Below are 26,601 nucleotides of genomic sequence, written 5' to 3'. Positions count from 1 at the left end.
TTGGTTACAAGCTAAAAACTTTTTAAGAAAGTATTGGTATTTATGTAGGTCTTTTAAGGTTATCAAATTTTTGTTTGAGTTCTTCACTAAGGAACATAAATTTGATTTCCCCAAAATTCATCAGTACACTTATACATAGAAAATCATTTAGGATTGCTATAAGTGAGTTGTTCGCTTGGGCTTGGGAGTTTAAACTAAAAGTTAAGTCCTCTCTTGATAAGTGGATTGCACTGGCAGGGGGAGAAGCCAGTAAGCTTTTGCGTTCGCCGAAGAGGCAAAACCGATCAATGGTGGTATTTTTTAGACCATCCAGAGATACCTCCAGACAATAACTTAGCAGAGCGAACACTCCGGCTAGGAGTAACAAAAAGAAAGGTTAGTGGCGGTTCCCGTTCAATGGAGCGGTTTAAACATACTGCTAATTTATTAACGGTTGTACAAACTTGTCGTCGTCAAGGACGTTCCGTAATTGATTTTTTTGACCAAGCTATCAAAGCGATGGTTAATCCAAATATGCAAGAACCATCTTTGATTCCTCAAATTTAGACCTGAATCCTTACGTTTTTTTTCAGCTTTTCGTTTCACATATCCATGCTTTTTTAAAATTTTTGCAACTAAGGGAAACTAATGGTAAAACCTGCCGCTCGTAGTCCAGAAGCTATTTCTTTATGCGTCAAATTAGTTTATTTGATTAACTCATTCATTCATTGGGTCTCCGGCTGTGTGATTTTTTAAAACTTCTAAAAATGCTGCATCAATGCCGATTTTAGTAGACAGAATACTTTTTATTCCGCCTCCTTTCTTTCTGCTCCTGGAACTATTTAGTGTCTGTTCGTCCATTTTTTCTAAGTCTTCCAATCCCTTAATAAGGGTATTTCGACTGCATCCCAAAAGTTGCATTCCATAGCTAATTCCACCCCATCCTAATTTTTGAGATTCTCTAGCTCCATACCTTCTTTTATCCTTTTCTGATAAGGATTTATAAAGTTTTTTCATTGCTGATTCAATTGAATTATGATAAAACATGGGTTTAAACGCCAATTAGAGTAGTTTAGTAGAAAAATCCGTGGTAACTTAATCTCTGTAGGAGTTAAAATTGCAATCTAGCAATTTTTTCGGTATAACCGATAATTCATCAACTTATAGCCTTTCTCAGAAAGATGAGGTACAATAACAACAGTGTGTAAACCAGTTAAAAATATTTGATGATGTAACCTGACTGAACGCCAACTCTCTGGCTTTGGCTAATTCTTGATAATTAGTAGTCTTGATAGAACGGAGAATATTTTTAAGCTTTGACCAGAGATTCTCAATTGGGGAAAAATCTGGTGAATAAGGAGATAAGTATATTAATTTTGCCCCTTTTTTTCGATAGCTTTTTCCACTTCTTCTCCCAAGTGAATGGGACAATTATCCATGACTACACAAGCCCCTTTCCAGAGTTTTGGCACAAGTTTTCTGATAATAAAAGCTTCAAATGTAATTGCATCAGTTCCGCCTATTAGATTAACCGATGTCAAAATTTCCTTGACTGACATGGCTCCAATTATTGAGACATTTTTGCCACGTTTAGTTGGTTTTGGACCCTGGGCTCTTTGACCTTTCAAAGCTCTAGCATACAACCTAACCATTGCCAAATTTACTCCCGATTCGTCAATGAATATTAAGTCTTTCAAACTAATCTCTTTAATTTTTTGCCAGAACTCACATCGCAGGAGTTGAACTCGGTCGGTGCCTTTGCCCGAAGGGAAGAGAGTTTTTTTTGACAGTAATATTTAATAGTTTTATCATTCTTGCTATTGTCGATATACTAACGGAAAATCCAATTTTCCCATAAAGTAAATAACGAAGTTCTTCAAGAGTTGCATCATTGTTTAATTCAATCAATTCCCCCAATATGAGTAGTTGCTCTGCATTCAGTTTGCTTTTGACTCCACATCGGTCAGTTCGGGGAGTAATGTTTTTTGTTTCACGATATTGTTTAAGCAATTTTTGTACAAAGCTCCGAGGCTCCAGAAAAACGCTTAGCTATTGATTTTTGTGAAATCGGTTCAGTATGATAAGTATCAAGGATTTTTTGCCTAAAATCAATCGAATAAGTTTTCATTTTTAACAATGTATGAAGTTTGGTAGTTGACTTTTTGTGAGTCAACCAGATCGTGCTGTCAGAAAAATGCTATTATGTGTGCTATCGCTTTGGCGTGGCTTTACTGAACCATGTAATTATAGTTCATTCGATCGTGTCTTCTCTGTTTGACCCTCATGAGTGAGTGTCAGTAACATGATACCTCATCTTTTCGAGAAAGGCTATATTCATTTTTCATTCCTTATTATTAACGCGTACAGAAAAATTAAAAATACAGGTAATGCTGTTTGTATGGTTTAGCTGCGTGGCAGCTTAACAATTTTGACCCATCTTTTGAGAGCTGCGAGTTCGGTAAATCCGCCACGGGTGGGGCTTCTGACGGGGTTGTCACCCCGTCAGTGGATTTTTTATAGCAAGCCTAAAAAAATCATAGCTTAATACAGCATTTTTTTAACTCCCATTAAAGTTAATTTCGCCATTAACCATTTGATCGAAACAAAATTTCAAATGTTGGGATAATTTTTGTATATGAGGTTCAGTAAACATGGAGAAATGATTGCCCGGAACTTCAATAACTTCGATCGCTTGCTGGGAACATTTGCCCCAACCTAACAATAAGTCATCGCTATGAAACTCTGTACTCTCAAAATCATGAGCAATTTTATCGCTAGCTCGAAACAGTGTAATTTTGTGGGGATAAACCTGGGGAACGTAATCTCGCATGGCTTGAACGTGAGATTTAAAAACCTTGTAATCGCGAATATACTGCGCCATCTCCGTGTCGCTGACGATGAAGTTTGCCTTTCTATTCAATAGCTGAAATTGCTCATCCAACGATAGCGATCGCATTTCGTCGTAGGAGACTGAAAAATCGATGCCGAACCAGTTTTTAATTGACTCAGCTAACCGGATTAAAAATTTAGCGTCATCATCTTTTGTTGATTTAATAACTGTTTCTGGCAATATAGCGTCAATTACCACTAGCAAGTCTATTTTTTGACCTTGTTTTTGTAGTTGTTGTGCCATTTCAAAAGCAACCACACCACCAAAACACCAACCTCCTAAAAGATATGGCCCTTCCGGTTGCAGTGAACGAATTTCTTGGAGGTAATAAGCTGCTGTTTCTTCTACTGATTTAGCTTGAACTTCGAGCGAGGTGGGGGACTGTTCTAAAGCGTAAAATGGTTGCTCTCCACCGATTTGGTCTGCCAAGTTCAGGTAAGCAAGGATGTCTCCTCCGGCGGCGTGTACGCAAAAGAAAGGAGTCCTCGAACCGGAAGAATTAAGGGCTACCAGCGGGGAACCAGAACTCAAATTTGTTGGCTGGCTGACAATTTTAGCGAGTTTTTCAATTGTTGGGTTTTCAAACAAAATAGATAGGGGAAGGTTGTGTCCAAACCGCTCGTAAATTTGAGCCATTAAGCGTACAGCTAAAAAGGAGTGACCTCCCAACTCGAAGAAGTTATCTGTAACTCCAATTGAGTTAATAGCTAGAAGATTTTCCCAAATTTTTACCAAACCTAATTCGGAAATATTTCGGGGCGAAACGAAGGATTTTGTGGAGTTCGATCGGATCAGATTATCAGTTGGAAGCGATTGCTTATCTATTTTGCCATTTGGTGTTAGCGGTATCGCATCTAGCACCACAAAAGCAGATGGTATCATGTAATCCGGTAGTTTTTCTTGCAAGTAGCTGCTTATTTGTGGGACTAAGTCTGGTTCATCTGTTACTATGTAAGCAATCAAATGTTTATCGCCTTGTGTATCGTCGCGGATAATGACAACAGATTCTCGAATATCTGGATGTTGCAATATCGCACTTTCAATTTCTGCCAATTCAACTCGGAAACCTCGGATTTTTACTTGTTCGTCACGGCGACCTAAATATTCGAGATTGCCATCGTGCAAATAACGCGCTAGATCGCCAGTTTTATATAGTTTTGAGTTGGGAGTTAAAATAAACCGTTCCTCGGTTAGTTCGGGACGATTCAAATAACCTTTCGCCAATCCATCGCCACCGACGTACAATTCACCGCAGACTCCTACTGGAGTGGGTTGTAAATGACGATCGAATATGTAAACTTGAGTGTTATCAATTGGACACCCTATGGGAATGCTAGTTGCTTTTTCTGGTAATAAACTCGTATCGTAGTAAGTAGCGTTGGCAGAAACTTCAGATGAACCGTAAAGGTTAATCAATTTGGCAGATGGGAGCAATTTTTGGAACGATCGCGCTAAGTTGAGAGGTAGTACTTCTCCACTGGTTATCCAAAGTTTCAAGTTCGACAATTTCTTGGTTAAATTACCGTAAGTATCTAGAATTAAGCGCAGCAAGGAAGGAACAAGTATGATTCGCGTAACGTGATGGCGATCGAGGGTTTCTAGGAATACTTTAGTGTCTTTGACAACTGGATCGGGAATGATTACGGTCGGAATTCCTTGGAGTAAGGGAGCAAAAACTTCCCAGACTGAATCTACAAAACTAATAGCTGTTTTCTGACAACAAATCTCTTCACTTTCAAACGGATAAGTTTTCCACAACCAGTTTAACCCATTAACTGTACCTCGGTGAGTACCGATAACGCCTTTGGGAGTTCCAGTCGAACCAGAAGTGTAGATTACATAAGCAAGATTGTCACTTCTCAATGTGCTGGCAGGATTTTCTTGACTTTCTCGATCGATAATTTCCCACTCTTTATCTAGACAAATAACCTGTATTTGTTGAAAGCGATCGCGTAATGATGAATGACTGATGACTAATGAAACTTGGGAATCAGAAACCATGAAAGAAAGACGATCGGTTGGATAATTTGGGTCGAGAGGAATGTAAGCACCGCCAGCTTTCAGGATGGCCAGAATTCCAACTATCATTTCCACCGATCTGTCCAGACAAATGCCGACGCAAGTTTCGGTTGTTACTCCCAATTTTTGTAAATAATGGGCAAGTTGATTGACCTTTTGGTTGAGTTTTCGATAGGTTACTTTTTCCGAGCGATCGATTAATGCTAAACTATCGGGAAAATGCTCTACTTGCCGTTCAAATAATTGATGGATAGAGGCATCTTGCGGATAAGTCGTTCGAGTGTTATTCCACTCCAATAACAGTTGTTCTCGCTGTTTTGCCGTTAGGATTGGTAATTCAGAAATTTGGCGATCGGGATTAGCAACGATGCTTTCCAGTAAGGTTTGAAAATTGTCGATTAGTCCTGTAATTGTTGCCGCATCAAATAAGTCGGTACTGTACTCTAAAAATCCCGTTAATCCTTCTTTAGATTCGCCGAGCGACAGGAAAATGTCAAACTGAGACGTGCCACTATCGAACTCTAAACTACGCAAAGTTAACCCAGCAATCTCTTGCTCGGACTTCGGCGTATTTTGCAGCACAAACATGACCTGAAACAAAGGATTTCGGCTTAAATCTCGATCGGGTTGCAATTCCTCTACTAGCTTCTCAAAAGGCAAATCCTGATGTGCGTAAGCGTCGAGAGTCACCCCGCGTACCCGACTCAAAAGCGTGCGAAAACTTGGGTTGCCGCTGAGGTCATTTCGCATTACCAATGTATTGACAAATAAACCAAGTATTCCTTCTAGTTCGGCTTGATTGCGATTAGCAATTGAAGAACCTATTAGGATATCTTCTTGCTCTGTATAGCGGTAAAGTAAAGTATTAAAGCCCGCTAGCAAAGTCATAAATAAAGTGACTTCTTCTTGCTGACTTAATTTACTTAGTGCCTCTGTTAGAGTTTTGGAAAAAGTAAAGTATTGCTTTGTACCATTAAACGTGGTAATAGTAGGTCTGGAACGATCGACAGGCAATTGCAATACAGGTAAATCACCGCCTAGTTGTTGCTTCCAGTAATTGAGTTGGGTAGCGAGTATTTCACCTTGCAAGCGATCGCGCTGCCAAATTGCAAAATCTGCATACTGGATAGGGAGTTCAGGTAATGACGGAGATTGACCTGTTGAGAACGCCGCGTACAGTGCTGCCAATTCCCCCGCGAAAACTGATATCGACCATCCATCGGAGACGATGTGGTGCATCGTCAAAAGGAAAATATGTTCTGTTTCGCCTAGACGCAGCAAAGTTGCCCGTACCAGAGGCGCTTGGGATAAATTAAAGGGTTTTTTAGCTTCCTCGACAGCTATTTTTTGAACTTCTACATCCCAATTTTTGCCCGATAAATGTTCGAGGTTGAGGATAGGTAATTCCCAGGTTGATTCAGATGCGATCGTCTGAAATGGTTGCTTGTCTACTATTACAAAACTCGTCCTCCAAGCTTCGTGACGCTTCATAATTTCGTTAAGACTTTGCTTAAGCGCCGTCACATCAAGCATTCCCTTTAAATGAATAGCTGTCGGAATATTATAGAAGGAACTTCCTTGATAAAGTCGATCGATAAACCAGAGTCTTTGCTGGGAAAAAGATAAGGGAATACAATTAGAGTCCGATCGCTTAGGAATAGCAGAACTTCTAGATTTTCCTGTCTTCCACTTTTCCAGAAGGGCTTTTTTGGTTGCTGATAGATTAGAGGTTTGGTTTTCCATGATTTTTATTTAAGCGTAGATGAAGAATAGATGAACGCAGATGTTTAGAAAAGTACGTAGTTGGGCTTTAGCCCTCTTATCGTGCTCATGTAGTAAATGAGGTAAGCGCTTCACAACTCCAATTACCAATTTACCAGTCATACCTTATATACCTGAGAAGGGCTGTATAGACTTTTATCAATTAGCCAGAAGAGCTTCAACTTCTTCGTCAGATAATTCGGCAATTTTTTCTAGAAGAAGTTGGTCGATCGTTTCTGCTTGTTTGGCGACAGTGGATGCTTGAAGTAAAAGGTCGCGCAGTGGTAGTTCGACTGGGAAGTTCGATCGCAATCGCGAAACTAATTGGGTGGCGATGAGTGAATCTCCTCCTAACTCGAAGAAATTATCGTGAATACCGACTTGTTTAATACCGAGAACTTCTTGCCACATTTCGGCAATTTGTTGTTCTAAGTCGTTAGTAGGAGGAACATACGAATTACCAAGGCTGGGTCTTAAATAGCGTGGGGAGGAGTCTGTTTGTTGAGATGGTTTTGTATCGGGTATTAGTTCTGCAAGTAAAGCATCAATATCGTCTTGCTTTTGGGGATTAATGGTATAAATTCCTTCGCTGAGTTTAGCAAATTGTTCTCCTAACTTTAACGTAATTACATTTTGACCTTTTTCTTCCAATTTATTAAGTAATTGGGAACCTGCACCAGATTCATCAACAAACACTAACCATCGATTTTTTTTGTCGGATGTTGTTGAGTTGTTACTCCCAGATAAGGATGGCGATTTGGCATCTATCCAGTAACGTTGGCGCTCGAAAGGATAGGTCGGTAGGGGGAGACGATGACGCGATTCCTGGGTAGAAAAACCCGACCAATCTATCTTTACACCTGCCATCCAAAGCCGACCTAATGCGTTTAATAATAGGGCAATATCGGATTGTTGTTCTTGAGGATGGCGTAAGGAAGTTAGCACCAGATGTTTGGCATCAGGTTCTAAATGCCGCTTAGTTAACGAGTTTAATGTCCGTCCCGGGCCAACTTCCAAAAATATTGCTTCCGGCTGTTTCAACAACTCGGAAATTCCGGCAGAAAATCTTACTGTTTGGCGCAGATGTTTGCTCCAATAGCTGGGATTTGTGGCTTCATTTTCTTTAATCCAGGTCCCAGTCAAGTTGGAAATAAAGGGAATTTGGGGCTGATTCAGCTTCACTTTTTTAATAGCAAGTGCAAACTGTTCCACAATCGGTTGCATCATCTCAGAATGAAAGGCATGAGATGTATGTAGGCGGCGACAGTCTATAGCTTGGGAATTTAACTGTTTTTGCAATATTTCGATCGCTTCTGTCGAGCCTGAAACGACGCACGAGGATGGCGCGTTAATTGCTGCTAAAGAAAGTTCTTTGCCCAAAAATGGCTTAACTTCTTGTTCTGGAAGTGGCACGGCGAGCATACTTCCCGATGGCAATTGCTGCATCAATTGACCTCTAATTGCTACTAGAAATAAGGCATCTTCTAGGGAGAAAACACCTGCTAAAGTAGCAGCTACATATTCACCAATACTGTGTCCAATTAGCGCTACGGGATTCACTCCCCATTGTATCCACAACTTGGCGATCGCGTATTCAACAACAAACATAGCGGGTTGGGTAATTGCAGTTTGTTGTAATTGCTGAGAAGCTTCTGCGATTTGTGCTTCGCTGGGATATAGAATTGAACGCAGATCGATACCTAAATGAGGTTTGAGAATTTCCGAACAGATATCTATTTGTTCTTTAAATGTCGGCTCAACTTCGTAAAGTTCTCGCCCCATATTTACATATTGTGCGCCTTGTCCAGAAAACATGAATACGATCGGACGGTGAGAGGGCTTTTGGTAGTGCGTGAAAACTCGTTGCGTATCTACATTAGTTAGCGCATTCAGGGCATCTTCAATATCGTGACAAACTACCATTCGGCGATGTTCAAAAGTCCGACGACCGACTTGCAATGTGTAGGCAACATCAGCAATATTTAAGTCGGGATGGTGTTGTAAATGTTTGGCTAAATTCGCAGTTGCAGTCTCTAATGCTGTATTGGTTTTTGCTGATAGTAGCAATAACTGCCAAGGACGTGAGGAACTAGAAGCTTCAAGGGCAGGAGTTTCTTCTAAAATTATATGAGCATTTGTTCCACCAATTCCGAAAGAACTGACTCCAGCACGACGCGGATTGCCGTTAGTTTTCCATTCCGACAACGTAGTATTAACGTAAAAGGGACTGTTGGCAAAATCTATCTGAGGATTGGGTTCTTGGAAATGCAAACTGGCAGGTATTTGTTTGTGTTTAAGTGCTTGGATACTTTTGATTAAACCTGTTATACCAGCAGCGGTATTCAAATGCCCGACATTAGTTTTAACCGAACCGATCGCACAAAAACTATTCCGATCAGTGTTGGTATGAAAAGCTTGGGTGAGAGCTGCAATTTCGATCGGATCTCCCAAGGCTGTTCCCGTTCCATGCGCCTCAATATAACTAATAGTTTCGGGATCCACTCCAGCTAAAGCAAGTGCTTCTAAAATCACCTCCCTTTGACCTTCTACACTGGGGGCTGTGTAACCAACTTTTAAAGAACCGTCATTATTAATGGCGGAACCTTTAATGACCGCGTGAATACAATCCCCGTCGGCTACAGCAGCTTCTAATTGTTTCAATACTACAATACCCAAACCGCTACCAAAAATAGTTCCTCCAGCATTTGCATCGAAGGCTCGGCAATGTCCATCAGGAGAATTAATTCCTCCTTCTTGATAGCGATAACCTGTTTTTTGTGGGACTTGAATTGAAACACCACCAGCCAACGCGATATCGCTTTCGCCATTCAGCAAACTTTGGCAAGCTAAATGAACAGCAACTAATGAGGTGGAACAGGTGGTTTGAATATTAATGCTCGGCCCTTTAAGGTTTAATTTGTAAGAAGTTTGCGTGGCTATGTGATCTTTATCATTTCCTATCAATACTTGGAATAAATCCACCGAGCCTATTAAATCTCGATGGGGATATAGATTGGAAAATAAGTAACTACTCAGAGTTACACCCGCAAACAAACCGATTTGACCGGGGTAAGTGTCTGAATTGTAGCCAGAATTTTCTAGTGCTTCCCAAGCACATTCTAGGAACAGACGTTGTTGGGGATCTGCTATTTCAGCTTCTCTAGGTGTAAAGCCGAAAAATGCCGCGTCAAATAGTTCTATATCTTCCAGTACGGTTCCTGCTTTGACATATTTAGAATCATTAAATACGGCTGGGTTTGTACCTGTAGATATGAGTTCTTCATCTGTGAAAAAAGAAATTGATTCCACGCCGTCACGCAGGTTTTGCCAAAAAATCTCGACATCTTTTGCACCAGGAAAACGACCTGCCATGCCGACAATTGCGATTTCATCTTTGCCATCAAAACGATTGATTTCATTTAATTTATTCATTGATATTACTGCTCCTCATTATCCCAGGTAAATTGAAAAAGACGTTCTGAAACTAGGGCTTGCGAAAAACGTATATTATCCTTGAGTCTTCGACTACATTTATTGGAAAGTCTTTGGTTAGATCGTAGATTGTAACTTTCTCAAACCCTACCTTTTCTAGAGCAGATTGAACTTCAGATCGGGAATAGCCTTGTTGTGCAAAATTGACCTCTGAACGTTGCCAGCTTCCATTCAGTAATTGGAATGTTACGTGCTTGACTTGGCATGATTTACCATCTGGAGAATGACTGGAATGCTGAAGCCAAACATAATCATCTGCTATGTCACCAAAAAATTTATCTTCATTAGCTTCAATTAAATTGCTAGAATCTGAAGCTTGTTCTCCCTCACTCAAATCGAACCCGAACCAACCGTTTTTTCCAAGTGCCGAATAAACGTTTTGGAAAGCCTTTGTCAAATCCTCCAAACTCAATATATAGCTGAAGACATTATTTGATGAAAGAACTGCATCAAAGTTAGGAGGCAATTTACAGAAGCGGATGTCATCTCGGATAAATTTACCATTAGGTACATTCTCGCTAGCATAACGTAACATTTCCTCGGAGATATCTAATCCGGTTACTTGATAACCTTTTTCAATCAGACTTTTTACTATTTCTCCCTTTCCACAGCCAATGTCTAAAATGTGCGCTTCCTTTGGAAGATGCTTGAGGATATGTTCCTGCATAAAATCTAGCCAAAGTTCTATCCCCTCTTTGCTTACTGGGTAAGCAAAAGCCCAATTATTATAAAGAGAGCGAGAATTTTCTGCCAAAGGTGAATTTGCTGATTGCATAAGTTGATTGGTGTTCTATTTGGAATGAATTTTCAAACAATTTCTAGGCTACATTTTCTGTAGTTTCTAGAGAATTAGACATCGAAATCTCTAAAGCAATCTCGATCTGGTCGTTTAAAACAGCATCGATATCATCTTCAGTGGTAAGTGGATTAGCAATCACCGCCCTCAATGCGATCATCGGAATTTCTTTTCCCGAACAGATGGTAGTTTTAGTTGTCCGCGAAATAAAAGTACGACCTGCTTGGCGCTGGGCTTTTTGAAGTCGTTCGTTAAATCGATTGATTAGCTGATTTTCACTTTCAGTTAACTGATTTTTAGCCGCACTCTCTCGCAATGACTCCGGTATATAACGGTAAATTAACAGGTTAATATCCGGTGCTGCTAACAACTCAAATTCAGCTAGACTGCGGATGCGATCTGCCATATATTGAGTCTTGCGAATTCCTTCATCAATCAAAAATTCATATCCTTTTACCCCAATTAAGTTTAGCCCAGCATGAAGAAATAATGCCATTGCCGGTCGAGAACCTTCCAAAGCGCGTTTACCTAAATCGAATGAACCTTTACGCATGGTATAACTGGCATTTTTTTCGATCGCTTGTGCCACGATCGGATCGCGCAAAAAGACCATCCCAATACCCATTGGCAAGTACATTTGTTTATGTCCATCAATCGTCACCGAATCAGCCCGTTCGATCCCAACAAGTTTATGCCGATGCTGTTGGGAAAAAATCACTGGCCCACCCCAAGCGGCATCTACGTGGAAGTGAACTTTCGCTTCTCGCGCAATCTCCGCCATATCGGAAAGAGAATCGACTCCACCTGAGTCTGTAGTGCCGGCAATGCCCACGATCGCGATAATATGCTTGTTTTGGTTGCGACAATCTGCGACGGCTTGACGAAGCGCTTCGATGTCAATCCGATTGTTGCGATCGCTCTTAATTTTAATCAAACCTCGCGTACCGATACCTAACAAGTCGGTGGCTTTTTCAAACGAGTAGTGCATTAAATCCGAACCGATTACTACCGCACCTTTGTAGCCATAATAATCTAAGGCGGCTGTTAAACCTTCCTTTTCTATACCGGGAAAGTCATCTTTTGGCCCTAAAGAAGTATTTCTGGCGCACCAAAGTGCGGTGATATTCGCTGTAGTACCTCCAGAAAGCAAAATTCCTAATGTACTCTCGCTGTTTTGAATATGCTGGGCGTAAAAGCGATCGCCAAAGTTGTAAATCAGTTGATGAATCATCGCCAAAGCTTGACGTTCATAAGGACTAAAAGCTTTAGCAGTTTCTATTTTTACGGCGTTTTGATTCATCGCCGTCATCAGTTTAGCTAGAGGCTGCACGAAATAGGGAAGTGCGGCAGTCATGTGACCGATAAATCGCGGCGATGATGTGTGAATTGAATGGCTAATTACGTTGCTGGATAAATATTCCAGGTAGCTTTCAAAATTAGCTGGCTCAATGGGAATTTGAGGATCGCAAAAGTTTTGTGTTAACGCTTGCAAATCAATATCGCTGTTGGTTTTGATGTCGGCTAAGAAATCGCGAGTTACAGCGTTAATTTGCATCTCGCTCATTTCTTCTAGAGAGGCAGTAAGCGTGGATGGACCAAATAGTTCTAGCGTTTTTTGTTTGATACTGTATTGGCTCGTGTTTTCGGTGTCAAAGGAGGTTTGGATTTTCAGCCTTTTTTGTTGGTTTAACATCACTTTTTCCTACTTTATTTGGGTTGAAAGATATTGGAAATTCGACATCTAAAATTAGCTTCTAAGACTGCTCTCTGCTTTGTCTTGCTGCTCGATGTTCTTGTCTGACTTGTCGGCGGCGGTTGATGGAATCTGTTGGGGTTATAGATGGTTGAGAATTATTTGCATGCGATCGCTGTTTGTTTTCCTCCTGAATTAAATATTCAGCTAAGTAGCCGATGGTTGGATATTGAAACATCCCAACTAAAGAAAACTCTCGCTGAAATATTTTTTGCATTTGGCTGTGAACGCGAACTAAGAGCAATGAATCACCGCCCAAATCGAAGAAGTTATCGTGAATACCTACTTCCTCCAAATGAAGGAATTCTTGCCAAATAGCAGCAATGCTTTGTTCTATTTCCGTTCGGGGTGATTGATAGGCTGCTTCCAATTTAGGACGTGCTTGTTCTGGTGCTGGTAGCGCTCGACGGTCTACTTTACCATTGGGTAGTAATGGCAGATTTTCTAACATCACAAAAGCAGATGGTATCATATAGTTAGGCAGCTTTTCTTGCAGCAGACGATGAAGTTCGCTGACTGCGATCGGCTGTTCTGGATCGGATATGATATAAGCCACCAATTGCTGATTATCGGTTTCATTTTCCCTAGCCAAAACGATTACCTGTCGCACAGATGGATGTTGAGCTAGTACCGCTTCAATTTCTCCTAATTCTATCCGGAAACCGCGAATTTTGACTTGGTTATCGATGCGTCCGAGAAATTCCAAATTGCCATCTGGTAAATAGCGAACCAGATCGCCAGTTTTGTATAGTTTTGTCGAGCGATCGCGATCGACGATGGCTAATGGATTAGGAATGAATCTCTCCGATGTTAATTCGGGACGATTGAGATAACCTCGCGCCAATCCTGCGCCACCGACATACAGTTCACCAGGTACGCCAATGGGAACAGGTTGTAAGTTTCGGTCGAGGACGTAGATTTCGGTGTTCGCGATCGCACGGCCGATAGAAACGTGCGAATTAGGTCGATCTTGCGGACTGCTACTGTAGCAAGTGACATCAGCAGAAACTTCCGAGGAACCGTAAAGATTTAACAGCGTACTCTCAGGTAAAATCTGCCGAAACTTTTGCAATAATTCTACCGAAAGTGCCTCTCCACTTGTTACCCAAAAATTCAATTTTGGTAGCCGTTTTTGCAAGTCAGCAAACGTATCTAAAAGTAACCGCAGTAAAGAAGGAACCAAGACAAGTCGCGTCACTTTATTGTTAGCGAGAGTTTCTACGAACTGGTGAGGGTCTTTGAGAATGCGATCGCTTACAATAATCGTTGGTATTCCTTGCAGTAACGGCCCGAAAATCTCCCAAACAGAATCTACAAAGTTTAACGATGTTTTCTGACAGCAAACATCTTCTCCTTTAAAAGGATAAGTTTGCCACATCCAATGAAAACGATTGACAGCGCCTCTATGCAAACCTAAAACTCCTTTAGGTTTCCCCGTCGAACCAGAGGTATAAATGACATAAGCCACATTATCAATTGTAGAACGACTGACAGGATTTTCTCGGCTTTCTTGCTGGATAATTTCCCAGTCAGTATTCAAGCAGATGACAGTCATTTTGGCAAAGTTTTTAACTAATGACGAATGAGTAATCACCGCCGACAAGTGAGTATCCGACAACATGAAAGCCAGTCGTTCTTGGGGATAATTCGGCTCGAGAGGTAGGTAGGCGCCACCTGCTTTGAGAATACCCAGAATTCCGACAATTTGATCGAGGGATCTATCTAAACAAATCCCCACCATTACTTCTGAATTTACCCCCAATTTTTGCAGGTGATGTGCTAGTTGATTAGCCTTAGCATTCAATTCACCATAGGTCAAACTTTGGTTTCCAAACATTACCGCCACAGCATCAGGCGTGCGTTCCACTTGCGCTTCAAAAAGTTCGTGAATGCACTGGTGCTGAGGATAGTCAGTTTGCGTATTATTCCATTCCACCAACAACTGTTTTAGTTCGTCTGACTTCAGTAAAGGTAAATCCCAAACTCGCTGTTCTGGATTAGCAACAATGCTTTCTAACAAAGTTTGCCAATGTTTCATCCACCGTTCAATAGTTTGCGAGTCAAATAAGTCGGTGTTGTATTCACAATCGACTACAAGTTCGTCATTTTGTTGGTGAATATCCAGAAAAATATCCGAGATGGAAGAATTGGTAGGATTTCTGACAAACTCGAATTTTCGGCTAAAAGACTCTGAGGTAGCCAGAGGTCTGTCTAAATTAAACAGTATTGTCACTAAAGGTGGACGACTTGTATCTCTTGAGAGATTTAGTTTTTTAACCAACCTAATAAACGGATAAATTTGATGATCATAAGCATCGGATAACACCTCTTTTAATGAACTTAAATATTCCGTGAATGTCTGGTTTTCCACAACTTGACTGCGGATTGGCAATAAATTTACGTAGTGACCGACAAGATATTCACCTTCAACAGATAATTGTCCGGCTGAAGGGATACCAATAACGATATCGTCTTGACCTGTCAATCGGTGAAGTAACGCCAAAAATCCAGCCAAAACTGTTGTAAATAAGGTGCTTTTAAACTTGATACTTTCGTGTTTCAAAGCGCCATAAAAATTTTTATCCAGCGTGAAAGTTTGTCGAGTACCGACGTAGCGATTAACTGATGGTCGAGGGCGATCGGTTGGCAATTCTAATACGGGAACTGAACTGGAAAATTGCTGCAACCAATAAGCTTCAGCTTTTGCCATTTCTGGACTTTCCTGCTGGCTTGCTTCCCATTCAACGTATTCGCTTAACTGCATTGGTTGTGGGAGTTGATGCTCGATCGCTTGACATTCTGCTGTATAAATTGCAGTTAGTTCTTGTTGCAAAACTCCCAACGACCAACCATCAGCAATAATATGATGAACTGTAAAAACTAAAAGATGATGTTGTTCTTCTAATGTGACGATTTGGGTGCGGACTAAAGGCCCAGTTTCAAGATTGAAAGTTTGTCGTGCTTCTGTTGCTAAAAATTCCTCTAAATGTGTTCCGCGATCGCTGTTATCTAAAGTCGAGAAATCCACTACCGGAATGTTGACAGTCAGAGTCGAATTAATTTGTTGATAATCTCCTGACGGATTAAAGGTTGCTCGCAATGCTTCGTGGCGATCGACTACTTCTTGAATTGCTTTACGCGCTGCTGCCAAATTGAACGAACCGCGCAGATGAATTGTCGTTGATTGGTTATAAGCACGGGAGACAGTTTCTCCCATTTTTGCCATTACCCAAAGTTCTTTTTGCGCTTCTGTTAAGGGGATTGAATACTGGCGATTGGCGATCGGCGATCGGAAAGATTTTTTCCCAGTCCCCACTCCCGATTCCCCTGGTAAAAATCCACCCTCTTGCATTTCGCTTATACTTTCCTTGACTGCTTGAATCATCCGATCGATATCTGCATCAGTATGAGCGGTAGATAAGAAAAGTCTCCTGTTTTCTAAAGCAAAGATTCCCTTTTCTAGCAGGTGATAGAAAAATAAATCCATCCAATTGAGGGTGGGAGAATAAGCAAAACGGAATAGAGAGCCAAAATAAACTACCTGAATCGGTAACTGTTTTTGCTCGAAGTAAGTATTGAGCGTATTGGCTAATTTTGTAGTTTTAACCGTTAACTCTTCTTGCAGTTTCTGGCCGCTATTTTTAAGGTGGGTGAGTGCACCCAAAGTAGTAGCCATCACAAGAGGATGCTTGAAAAAAGTACCTGCAAAGTGAGTAACTTCGACTTCAGGATAAGACGCATCTCCATAACTCCAAAATCCACCATCTAATGCGTCCATAAAAGCAGCCTTACCAGCAATTACTCCGATCGGCATCCCACCACCAATTGCTTTACCATAGGTTGTGATATCGGCTCGAATATTCCACAACGCTTGCATCCCGCCTGGGTGCATCCGAAATCCGGTAATCACTTCATCAAAAATTAAAACAATTCCCGTTTCTTGAGTTAATTGTCTCAATTCATGCAAAAATTCTTTAGGTTGCAAATCCGGTTTGGCGCTTTGGATTGGCTCTACCAAAACAGCAGCTAATTCACTGGCGTGATCTCTGATAATATCTAGCGATTTGGGATTTCCGTAATCTAGAACTATTACTTGTTCGACTTTATGTTGCGGAATACCAGGAGCGATCGCGATAGAACGCGAATTTCCCTCTTCACTCGGTACTCCGGCGACCAAAACTTCATCCAAAGTTCCGTGATAGGAACCTCCAAAAAAAGCAATCTTTTCGCGCCCTGTAATGGCGCGAGCGATGCGAATTGCTCCCATTACCGCTTCGCTGCCGTCATTACAAAAACAAGCTCTTTCTTGACCTGTTAATTCGCAAACTAACTGAGCAGCTTTACCGGCCATTGCTGATTGTGGGCCATGTTGTATTCCTTGGTGAACATAATCTTGAATTGCATTAATAATAAAAGATGGAGAATGACCGAATAAAAGTGCGCCAAATCCCATTGACATATCTATATATTCATTCCCATCAATATCCCAAATTCTCGCACCCGAACTTCTTTGGGGATAGATGGGATATACCATTTCTTTGATAGAAGGACGAAACCCCAATATCGATCTGGAATTAGCATGATGAACGCGATCGTTTTGCGTCAAGTTTTTCGATGCTTGAGTGCGTTCGATTACCCGTGCGATTAATGCGTCTAAATGTTCTTGTTGGCGAGGAGTTAAATTGGCGGAACTGGGGGATTTTTGGTTTTTGGATTTTGGATTTTGGATTGGAATTTCTCTCTGGCGTTCCTGTGCGATAGTTTCGGTAGGTATGCGTGTAGGTTGTTTCTGCTTTGGTGAAATGTTTTCGCGCAGAAATTCCAGTTGTTTGGACATTACCTCAAGTTGCTGCGCCATCAAACGTTTGATAGCTGTATTATCGGTTTGTCGATCGAGATGCTTTTCTGGCAATAGCGATTCTTTTTTCTTTGGTTTTGAGTTATTTGTTTCGGGCCGATCGGGCGTTAATGTTGGCTCGATCGACGGGATTTGCTGAGATATGTAGACGGCTAATTCGTTAATCGTAGAGCTATTTTCAATTAATAATTTTAAAGAAATATTGACACCAAATGCTTTTTTAATTGCGCCATTTATTTGGAGTAATTGCACGGACTCAAAACCGAGTTCGAGAAAATTAGTCCGCTCGTCAATTTCAGAGGAGCTTACTCCCATTGCTTTACCGACAATTTCTTTTAATACTGACAGGATTTTGTCAGTTTGCGAGGGATGTATTGATAAATTTAGTTTTTGGTTGAGTTGGGAGTCAGACATTGGAATTTCCTTAATTATTAGTCATTAGTCAGATGAACCATGAAGCATGAATGCTAGCCATACATTCTCAGTATCTCCAGTTGTTGAGACATGATCTCAACTTGTTGAGCCATTATTTCTTCAATCTCGCGATCGCCTACATTTTCCTCCTCGATTGTACGATCTACTTCTGTGAATTTATGGTCATGAACTGCTGGATTAGAAGGTTCAATCCAATATCTTTTTCGCTCAAAAGGATAAGTGGGTAAAGGAATGCGATCGCGTCGCTCGTGGCGATAAAATTCCGACCAATTGACCGACACGCCAGCTAACCAAAGTCTTCCCAATGCGTTCAGCAAGAATGCTATATCTGACTGTCGATCTTTCGGATGACGCAGCGAAGAAAGTACAATTGTTTGAGTATTTTCTTCCAAACAATCTCTAGCAAAGGTACTCAAAGTGCGTCCAGGGCCAACTTCCAACAGGATTCGCTTTGGTTCTTTTAGCAACTCAGCAATCCCGTCAGCAAAACGCACCGTTTGGCGTAGATGTTTCCCCCAATAATTCGGATCAGTTGCTTCGATTTCAGTAATCCAAGTGCCAGTTACATTGGATATGAAAGGTATTTGAGGAGCCTTTAGTTTTACTTTTATAACTTCGGCGATGAAATGCTCAATAATGGGTTCCATCATATCAGAATGAAAAGCATGAGAAGTATGCAAACGACGACAATCTAAACCGAGCTCAATAAAACGATTTTGCAGCTCGTCAACAGCTTTTATAGAACCCGAAACTACACACAAAGATGGTGCATTAATTACAGCCAGAGAAAGTTCTTCACTTAGTTCAATTTCCTTTTCCGATAGAGGTACAGCCAGCATTGCACCAGCAGGAAGTTGCTGCATCAATCTCCCGCGAGTAGCAACTAATATCAACGCATCTTCCAGGGAAAACACACCAGCAAGAGTTGCTGCAACGTACTCTCCAATACTGTGACCGATCGCAGCTTCAGGAAGCACGCCCCACGACATCCACAACTGAGCTAAAGCGTACTCAATTATAAATAACACTGGCTGAGTAATATAAGTTTGTTTCAGTTGTTGTGCGGCTTCTTCTTCCCCTAATTCACTTGGATACAAAACGGTACGCAAGTCTATTCCCAAGTGCGGTATTAGGAGTTCGCAACAATCATCAATAGCACGAGTAAAAGTAGATTCAGTCTGGTAAAGTTCCCGCGCCATGTTCGCGTACTGCACCCCTTGACCGGAAAACATAAACACGACAGGACGATTACCAGACTCCTCGTGGTGGGAGTGGGAAATATCGGGAATTAATATTTTTTTATTTTCTTTTTGCTCACTTTCTAGAGTCAGCGCTTGTACAGCATCGTCAATATTTTGACATACCAACATTCGGCGATAATCGAACACTTTACGACCAACTTGCAGGGTGTAAGCCACATCAGCTAAATTGAGGTCGGGATGCTGTTTTAAATGCGCCGCTAAATTTGCCGTTGCTGTTTCCAAAGCCGAACTTGTTTTAGCAGAAAGTATCAACAATTGATACTTTCTCCCTTTCTCCCCTGCTACCTTTCTCCCACGCTCTTGATTTGGAGCTTCTTCCAAAACGACATGAGCATTAGTACCGCCAATTCCGAAAGAACTGACTCCCGCACGACGAGGCATTCCGTCTGTTTTCCATTCACGGAGGGTGGTATTGACATAAAACGGACTCTTGGCAAAATCAATTTCGGGATTTGGTTTTTCAAAGTGCAAACTGGCTGGTATTTTCTGATGTTTAAGCGCCAAAACTGTTTTGATTAATCCCGTTATTCCGGCGGCTGTATTCAAATGACTGACATTAGTTTTTACAGAGCCGATCGCGCAGAAACCTTTCTTCTTAGTTTGCGATTCAAACACTTCTTGCAGCGCTCTAATTTCGATCGGATCTCCCAAAGAAGTACCAGTTCCGTGAGTTTCTATATAAGTGATAGTTTCAGGAGCGAAACGAGCGATCGCTTGCGCCTGAGCAATTACCTTAGCTTGACCCGAAACACTGGGCGCTGTATAACTAACTTTCGCAGAACCATCATTATTAATAGCTGAACCTTTAATTAACGCATAAATGCGATCGCCATCCGCCAAAGCATCTTCTAATCTTTTAAGTACAACAATACCCACCCCATTGCCAAAAGTAGTTCCTCCTGCTTTTGCATCAAAAGCGCGAGTGCGAGCGTCGGTAGAAAATATCCCACTTTCTTGATAAAAATAACCTTGTTTTTGGGGAACTTGAATTGAAACACCGCCAGCTAGAGCTAAATCGCATTCGTAACTCAACAATCCCCGACAAGCCGAATGAACGGCAACTAATGATGTAGAACAAGCCGTATTAACATTAATACTCGGCCCTTTCAAATTCAACTTATAAGAAATTCTAGTAGCTAAAAAGTCTTGATTATTGCCAATTCCCAGCGGCAAATAACCCATTGATTGCAATAAATCGCGATTTGAAATAATATTATTCAGCAGGTATGTACTCTGGTTAGCACCTGCATAAACACCAGCCAAACCTTCGTATTGTTCCGGGTCATACCCCGCATTTTCCAAAGCTTCCCAAGCACACTCTAAAAAAAGACGATGTTGCGGATCTGTAATTTCAGCTTCTTTTGCCAGCATACCAAAAAACGAAGCATCAAACATTTCGATATCATCCAACACAAACCCAGCTTTCACATAATTCGAGTCATTCAGCCAACTCTTTTCTACCCCCCCATCCCTCAACTCTTCATCACTAAACAATGAAATCGATTCCACTCCATCACACAAATTTAGCCAAAATTCATCGACATTTTTAGCGCCAGGAAAACGACCCGCCATCCCAATAATAGCAATTGGTTCCAACATACCCTCTCCTTCCCACTTATCCATTTCGACCTCTCCTAAAAAATATCTTAATTTTATTACCGATTCCTAGCTTGTTTAAACAGTTCTTTTTGTCTGGCTGCCGCTTGTTCTTGCTTCCTGACATAGCTATTAACTTCTTCAAACATTGGTTGCTCCCCATCCTGTTTTAGACTCAAATATTCCGCAAACATCTTTATAGTAGGATACTTAAATAAGTCGATCGCAGAAATATTTCTATCTAAAACCTTATGCAATTTTGCTTGAACTTTGACCAAAAGTAAAGAATGCCCGCCAATTTCAAAAAAATTATCATTAATCCCCACTTTTTCCAATTGCAATATCTCTTGCCAAACCTCAGCAATCAGTCGCTCTGCTTCAGTTTTAGGCATCGCATCATCCCGTTTCAAATCCCGGCGATTTTCCGGTACTGGTAGGGCGAGATAGTCTACTTTACCGTTAGGTGTTAAAGGTAATGCCTCCAACTGTACGACAACGGATGGCACCATATAATCCGGTAACTTTTCTGCTAAAAAGCTGCGCAGTTCTAGGCTAATATTATCTGAGACAATATAAGCAACTAAGCGCTTGTTATCTACTTTATCTTCTCTGAGAAGAACCACAGCTTGTTTTACTGCTGGATGTTGGGAAAGTACATTTTCAACCTCCCCTAATTCAATGCGAAAACCGCGAAGTTTGATTTGGCGATCGCTACGTCCCAAATACTCGATTTCCCCATTAAATCGATAACGACCGATGTCTCCACTTCGATAAAGATAAGCGCCATCTTCACTGCTAAAAGGATTAGGGATAAACTTTTCTGCTGTTAGTTCTGGGCGATTGAGATAACCTCGCGCTAAACCATCGCCGCCAATACACAGTTCACCCGGAACGCCGATCGGAACGGGTTGCAGGTTCGCGTCCAGCACGTATACTTGTATATTGGAAATGGGACGACCGATCGGAATTGAAGAAAGAGATTGGTTTTTGCTCGTGTCGTACCAAGTCACATCTGCGGATACTTCGGAGGAGCCATAAAGGTTAATTAAAATACTTTGAGCCATCCTTTCTTGGAAGCGCTGACATAGTTCCACGGATAAAGTTTCTCCACTGCTAACCCAATACTTGAGTTTGGGAAGTCGGCTTTGTAAATCTGGAAAAGTTTCTAATAAGACGCGCAACAATGATGGCACTAAAACAAGGCGGGTAACCTGTTGCTGAGATAAAGTTTGAACCAACCGATAAGGGTCTTTTACTATTTCATCGGAAATGATGACAGTTTTTAGTCCGTGCAGCAATGGGGCAAAAATTTCCCAAACAGAATCTATAAAATTTAATGATGTTTTCTGACAGCAAATCTCTCCTTGTTCAAAAGGATAAGGATTCCAATTCAAGCGATTGACCGCGCTGCGATGGCGACCGAGTACGCCTTTGGGTGTCCCGGTCGAACCTGAAGTGTAGAGGACGTAGGCGAGCTGGTCAGACAATTTGGGATTTGGGATTTGGGATTTGGGATTAGAGCTCGTGTCCCATTCGCGATCGAAATAAACAACTACTGGAGTTACGTTTACACTCAAAGCTGGTAGTTCTTTAATTAAAGTTTCGCGAGTTAATAATACTGACACTTGAGCATCGGATAATATGAAAGCCAGACGCTCTTGAGGATAGGCGGGATCTAACGGTACATAAGCTCCACCAGCCTTGAGAATGCCTAAAAGTCCGACTACCATTTCGATCGATCGCTCTACACAAATCCCTACCAAAACTTCCGATCGCACTCCTAATTTTCTCAGATAATCCGCCAAGCGATCGGCTTGTTGATTTAATTCTTGATACGTTAGCTGTCGATCTTCAAATACGATCGCAACTGCATCTGGCGTTTTTTGTACTTGCGCTTCAAATAGCTGGTGAATACAAGCATCTTTGGGGTAATCAGTTTGAGTACAATTCCAATCTAACAACTGCTGTTTTTCAGATGATGTTAATATTGGTAATTCATTCAAACGACTATCGGGATTGGCGACAATTCCTGCGAGTAACTGCTGAAAATGCTCGCTCGTTCGGGCGATCGTAGCTGCCTCGAATATGTCGGTATTGTATTCTATAGTTGCCATGAATTCCTCCCCTCTTTCTTCGATATACAAACTCAAATCGAATTTCGCAGTACCTCTATCGCTATCGAGACTACTTACCGTCAACCCCGATAACTCTAACGCTGGCATGGGAGTATTTTGAAGTGCGAACATCACCTGAAATAAAGGCGTATAACTCAAAGAGCGTTGCGGTTGCAGTGTCTCTACCAACTTTTCAAATGGCACATCGCAATGAGCGTATGCTCGTACGCACGCTTGACGTACTCGACTTAACAACTCCCGAAAAGTAGGATTGCCAGATAAGTCAGTTCGCAACACTAAAGTATTGACAAAACAGCCAATTAATTGCTCTATTTCGCTCATGTTCCGGTTAGCAATGGGGGAACCGATCGCGACATCTTCAATTCCCGTGTAGCGATACAGCAAGATTTTGAAAGCGGCTAACAAGGTCATGAAAAAAGTCGCATCTTCGTTCTGACTTAGCGCCTTGAGTGCTTTAGTTAATTCCGCCGTCAGAGAGAAGGTTTTTCTCGCACCTCGGAAGGTTTGTACGGCTGGTCGAGGATAATCTGTTGGTAATTGTAGCACGGGAGGAGTTTTACCCAACTGCTGCTTCCAATAAGCGATTTGTGTTTCCAGCGCCTCTCCTTTTAGGGACTGTTGCTGCCATAAAGCAAAGTCTGCATACTGGATGGGTAGTTCGCTAAGAGGGGATGATTTGCTATTAAAAAATGCTTCGTAAAGTGCTGCTAATTCGCGCATCAGTACGCCATAAGACCAGCCATCATAAATAATGTGGTGCATGGTAACTAGCAGCACGTAATCTTGTTCGCCGATTTGTAACAGCATCCAACGCAATAATGGCCCTCGATCTAAGTCAAAAGGGGATTGGCTTTGTTCGATTGCAAGTTGCTGAATTTGTTTTGTTTGTTCTGCTCTTGATAAATCTGATAAATTGATTATTGGCAACTTTATAGTTAGAGATGGGGAAATGATTTGGACTGGTTGTCCTTCCATCATTTTGAAAGTAGTTCGCAGGGATTCGTGGCGTTCTATAATTTCGTTGAGACTGCGCTCTAGTGCTGGTATATTGAGCGAACCTTTGAGTTGGATTGCTCCGTGTTCGTTGTAGGAAGAATTGGTGCGATCGATTTGTTGGAGTAACCACAGTCTTTGTTGAGCAAAGGATAGCGGCGCAGGGTCAGTACGATCGCGTTTGGGAATAAGGTTTATGGGGAAATCAGACTTAATTTCACCCCGCAAGCGTTTGGCGAGGAGTGCTTGTTTGCTGGGGGAAAGTTGATGGCGTCTTGCTAGTATTTGTTGTTTGTTTATGTCCATTTTTTTATAAAATCCTGGTAAGTTTTTTCGATCGCAGATGATTGTTGATTTTTCTAATTGATGATTTCGATGTTCATATATTTGGGGTAAGGTTGAATTGTTTTTAGATCGTTTTCGAGAATTACCAGAGCGCCGTTGTTGTCAATTTCTTTGAATCTAGAAAATTTATAAGCGATGTACATCATCCGATTTCGATTGTTTGAAAGGAATTCTGCACGCAATCGAACGTTATTGTCTTTAGCGAGTTCGAGCAGATAATTTAGCATAACTGTGCCGACACCTCTAGACATGACGCGACAGGACATCAGGAAGAGTTTTACAGTCCAGAAGCTCTCGGAATATTCGAGGAGAGCTAAGCCGATTTTCCCATAATTTCCATACTTATCATTTAAACTGGCGATCAGCAATTTGTGGTTATCCGATCGACTAAACATATTCAGTTCGTCATAGGAATATGTGTAACCTGTTGTGTTTAGTTGATTGGTGCGTACTGTTAGTTCTTCGGCTCGCTGTAAATCTTCTTCTTTAGCGGCAGAAATTATCAAGTGCATATTTAGGGTAGCTAAGAATTCTTCTTGCGAACCGATGAATTCTGATTCAGCTTGATTTCGCTGGATATCGCTGATATACATCTGCCTTCTTTTTTGGGAATCCTCTGTGATAAAACGAGGATTCATTTCTGGCATTTCTAGTAGATATTCTAGGCGATCGACATTAATACAAAGGACTTCAGGGAGGGAAAATTTTACTTCTTCGAGTTCAAAAATTTGGTCGTCAACGAAAGCGATCGCATCCGTACCGATATTAATTAATTTAGCAATTTCTTTAATCGAAGAAACCTTAGAATTCCAATGGATCTGAGGATAGATAAAATACTCGTGCAATCCTAGTTCTTCAAGTTTATCGATCGCACTACTATATTCATTCTTGCTAGCGATGGATTGTAAGATTCCTCGACTATCCAAAGTTTTGATGATGTCGAGTATATCGGGTCGCAAGCAAACTCGATCGCCTTCTAACAATATGCCGTTCCAGATGGTGTTATCCAAATCCCAAACGACGCATTTGATGGAGCGTGTTTTTTCTTGTTTGTTGTCTGTTGGCGCAGAATTTAAACTAATCATTTTTTCACGTCCTTGCTACTAATTCTTGAGCTATCGAACTGCGATTTTGTGAGAATTTATATTCTTGATAACCGTACTCAGCGATGGTAATCTCTTGAATTTGGGTACTACCTTCGATGATTTCCATGATTTTTGCATCCCGTAAATACCGTTGAACTGGGTATTCGCTGCTGCAACCATTTCCCCCGTGAATTTGAACGGCATCATTGGCTACTTTGGTTGCGATCGTAGAAGCAAAATATTTGGCGATCGAGGTTTCCATAATTGAGTTGGGGTCGCCAATATCTTTGAGATAACCTGCTTGATAACATAGTAATCGGGCGGCTTTGATATTCGCGAGCGCCTCAGTAATCATTTGTCGAATTAGTTGATGCTCTTTGAGATAAACATCAAATTGCTTGCGTTTACTTGTATATTCAATGCAGGCTTCTAAGCAAGCTTGAGCGATTCCTACACAACCGCACGCGACACTGTATCGTCCCAAATCAAGTGCAGAAGATGCTACGTGGGAGAAACCAAAACCTTGTCTGCACACGAGATTTTCTTGGGGAATTCGACAATTATTTAGGTGCAGTTCTGCTAACATCGAACCTCTGACACCTAACATTCCAAAAATTGGTTTAATGGAGAGTCCCGGACTGTTTTTTTCCACTAAAAAAGCAGAGGGTTTACCTTCCCACTTGGCAAAAACTAAGAAAACATCGGCAATTTGTCCGTAAGTAATCCATTTTTTTTGCCCGTTTAAGATATAAGAGTCGCCAGAAAGTGTTGCTGTCGTCTCTACGGCTTTGGCATCGCTACCTACGTTAGGTTCGCTCAATGCGAAAGCTGCGATCGCATCGCCGGATGCTAATTTAGTCAGCCAATGCTCTTTTTGAAATTTACTTCCCCATTTTAGAATAGCATGAGCGACCATAGAATGAACTGTTAGCAAACACCTGAGCGAAGAACATCCCCGTCCGATTTCCTCGTTTAGGAGACCGTAGGCGATCGCATCCATGCCAATGCCGCCCCAGTCTTCGGGTAATATGGCTCCTAAATATCCTTTTTGAGCTAACTTTTGGATGATTTCGGGCGGCGTTCTTTCTTCGCGATCGATGCGATCGGCATGAGGAACTATTTCTTCATCTACGAAAGCTCTAAAAGTGGAGTGCTTGTCTTTTTGCTGAAAACTTAATTCTATTTTCATTGTATCACTTAAT

At 41.4% G+C, this 26,601-nt stretch carries 10 protein-coding genes and 2 pseudogenes; 1 reads left to right on the top strand and 11 read right to left on the bottom strand.

Going from position 1 to position 26,601, the window contains the following annotated elements; genetic code table 11:
• Window positions 1-176: 176 nt before the first annotated feature.
• Window positions 177-546, top strand: a pseudogene (locus tag E5S67_RS13495) (IS66 family transposase); the annotation flags it as partial.
• Between the two features lie 150 nt (window positions 547-696).
• Here the strand turns inward: E5S67_RS13495 and E5S67_RS13490 are convergent.
• From E5S67_RS13490 to E5S67_RS13440, 11 genes and pseudogenes are all read right to left on the bottom strand, one after another.
• Window positions 697-1,026 carry a hypothetical protein gene (locus E5S67_RS13490; RefSeq protein WP_172187977.1) on the bottom strand — a complete coding sequence of 110 codons (330 nt, stop codon included), beginning with the start codon at window positions 1,024-1,026 and terminating at the stop codon, window positions 697-699.
• A gap of 126 nt (window positions 1,027-1,152) precedes the next feature.
• A pseudogene (locus E5S67_RS13485) lies at window positions 1,153-2,107 on the bottom strand (IS630 family transposase).
• 429 nt (window positions 2,108-2,536) lie between these two features.
• Entirely contained in the window at window positions 2,537-6,631 is a 4,095-nt protein-coding gene (locus E5S67_RS13480; protein ID WP_172187976.1) for a non-ribosomal peptide synthetase, read from the bottom strand.
• A gap of 177 nt (window positions 6,632-6,808) precedes the next feature.
• Window positions 6,809-10,081, bottom strand: coding sequence for a type I polyketide synthase (locus E5S67_RS13475; RefSeq protein ID WP_172187974.1), 3,273 nt, complete (start codon window positions 10,079-10,081; stop codon window positions 6,809-6,811).
• A 52-nt stretch (window positions 10,082-10,133) separates the two neighbouring features.
• On the bottom strand, window positions 10,134-10,916 hold the full coding sequence (locus tag E5S67_RS13470; protein ID WP_172187972.1) for a class I SAM-dependent DNA methyltransferase: 783 nt from the start codon (window positions 10,914-10,916) through the stop codon (window positions 10,134-10,136).
• Window positions 10,917-10,959: 43 nt separating this feature from the next.
• Window positions 10,960-12,630 (bottom strand): pyridoxal-dependent aspartate 1-decarboxylase PanP, encoded by a 1,671-nt coding sequence (panP, locus tag E5S67_RS13465; RefSeq protein ID WP_172187970.1) that lies wholly within the window; start codon window positions 12,628-12,630, stop codon window positions 10,960-10,962.
• Between the two features lie 61 nt (window positions 12,631-12,691).
• The gene (locus E5S67_RS13460) at window positions 12,692-17,962 is read right to left on the bottom strand and encodes a non-ribosomal peptide synthetase (protein WP_172187968.1); all 5,271 of its coding nucleotides are present in this window, start codon (window positions 17,960-17,962) and stop codon (window positions 12,692-12,694) included.
• Between the two features lie 53 nt (window positions 17,963-18,015).
• Window positions 18,016-20,868, bottom strand: a complete 2,853-nt coding sequence (locus E5S67_RS13455) for a type I polyketide synthase (RefSeq protein ID WP_172187966.1) — start codon at window positions 20,866-20,868, stop codon at window positions 18,016-18,018.
• Window positions 20,869-20,900: 32 nt separating this feature from the next.
• The gene (locus tag E5S67_RS13450) at window positions 20,901-24,275 is read right to left on the bottom strand and encodes a non-ribosomal peptide synthetase (RefSeq protein ID WP_172187964.1); all 3,375 of its coding nucleotides are present in this window, start codon (window positions 24,273-24,275) and stop codon (window positions 20,901-20,903) included.
• 53 nt (window positions 24,276-24,328) lie between these two features.
• Window positions 24,329-25,399: an HAD-IIIC family phosphatase gene (locus E5S67_RS13445; protein ID WP_172187962.1), complete on the bottom strand. Its 1,071-nt coding sequence runs from the start codon at window positions 25,397-25,399 to the stop codon at window positions 24,329-24,331.
• Between the two features lie 4 nt (window positions 25,400-25,403).
• On the bottom strand, window positions 25,404-26,588 hold the full coding sequence (locus E5S67_RS13440) for an acyl-CoA dehydrogenase family protein (RefSeq protein ID WP_172187960.1): 1,185 nt from the start codon (window positions 26,586-26,588) through the stop codon (window positions 25,404-25,406).
• Window positions 26,589-26,601 lie beyond the last annotated feature (13 nt).

The organism is Microcoleus asticus IPMA8 (assembly GCF_013179805.1).
Lineage (GTDB): Bacteria > Cyanobacteriota > Cyanobacteriia > Cyanobacteriales > Microcoleaceae > Microcoleus > Microcoleus asticus.
Note: the sequence above shows the minus strand (reverse complement) of the source record. Positions and strands in the feature narration are given on the sequence as shown.

Bases quoted from the DNA above. Each gene is read 5' to 3' on its own strand.
- E5S67_RS13490 (WP_172187977.1), bottom strand. From the start codon at position 1,026: ATGTTTTATCATAATTCAATTGAATCAGCAATGAAAAAACTTTATAAA.
- E5S67_RS13480 (WP_172187976.1), bottom strand. From the start codon at position 6,631: ATGGAAAACCAAACCTCTAATCTATCAGCAACCAAAAAAGCCCTTCTG.
- E5S67_RS13475 (WP_172187974.1), bottom strand. From the start codon at position 10,081: ATGAATAAATTAAATGAAATCAATCGTTTTGATGGCAAAGATGAAATC.
- E5S67_RS13470 (WP_172187972.1), bottom strand. From the start codon at position 10,916: ATGCAATCAGCAAATTCACCTTTGGCAGAAAATTCTCGCTCTCTTTAT.
- panP (WP_172187970.1), bottom strand. From the start codon at position 12,630: ATGTTAAACCAACAAAAAAGGCTGAAAATCCAAACCTCCTTTGACACC.
- E5S67_RS13460 (WP_172187968.1), bottom strand. From the start codon at position 17,962: ATGTCTGACTCCCAACTCAACCAAAAACTAAATTTATCAATACATCCC.
- E5S67_RS13455 (WP_172187966.1), bottom strand. From the start codon at position 20,868: ATGGATAAGTGGGAAGGAGAGGGTATGTTGGAACCAATTGCTATTATT.
- E5S67_RS13450 (WP_172187964.1), bottom strand. From the start codon at position 24,275: ATGGACATAAACAAACAACAAATACTAGCAAGACGCCATCAACTTTCC.
- E5S67_RS13445 (WP_172187962.1), bottom strand. From the start codon at position 25,399: ATGATTAGTTTAAATTCTGCGCCAACAGACAACAAACAAGAAAAAACA.
- E5S67_RS13440 (WP_172187960.1), bottom strand. From the start codon at position 26,588: ATGAAAATAGAATTAAGTTTTCAGCAAAAAGACAAGCACTCCACTTTT.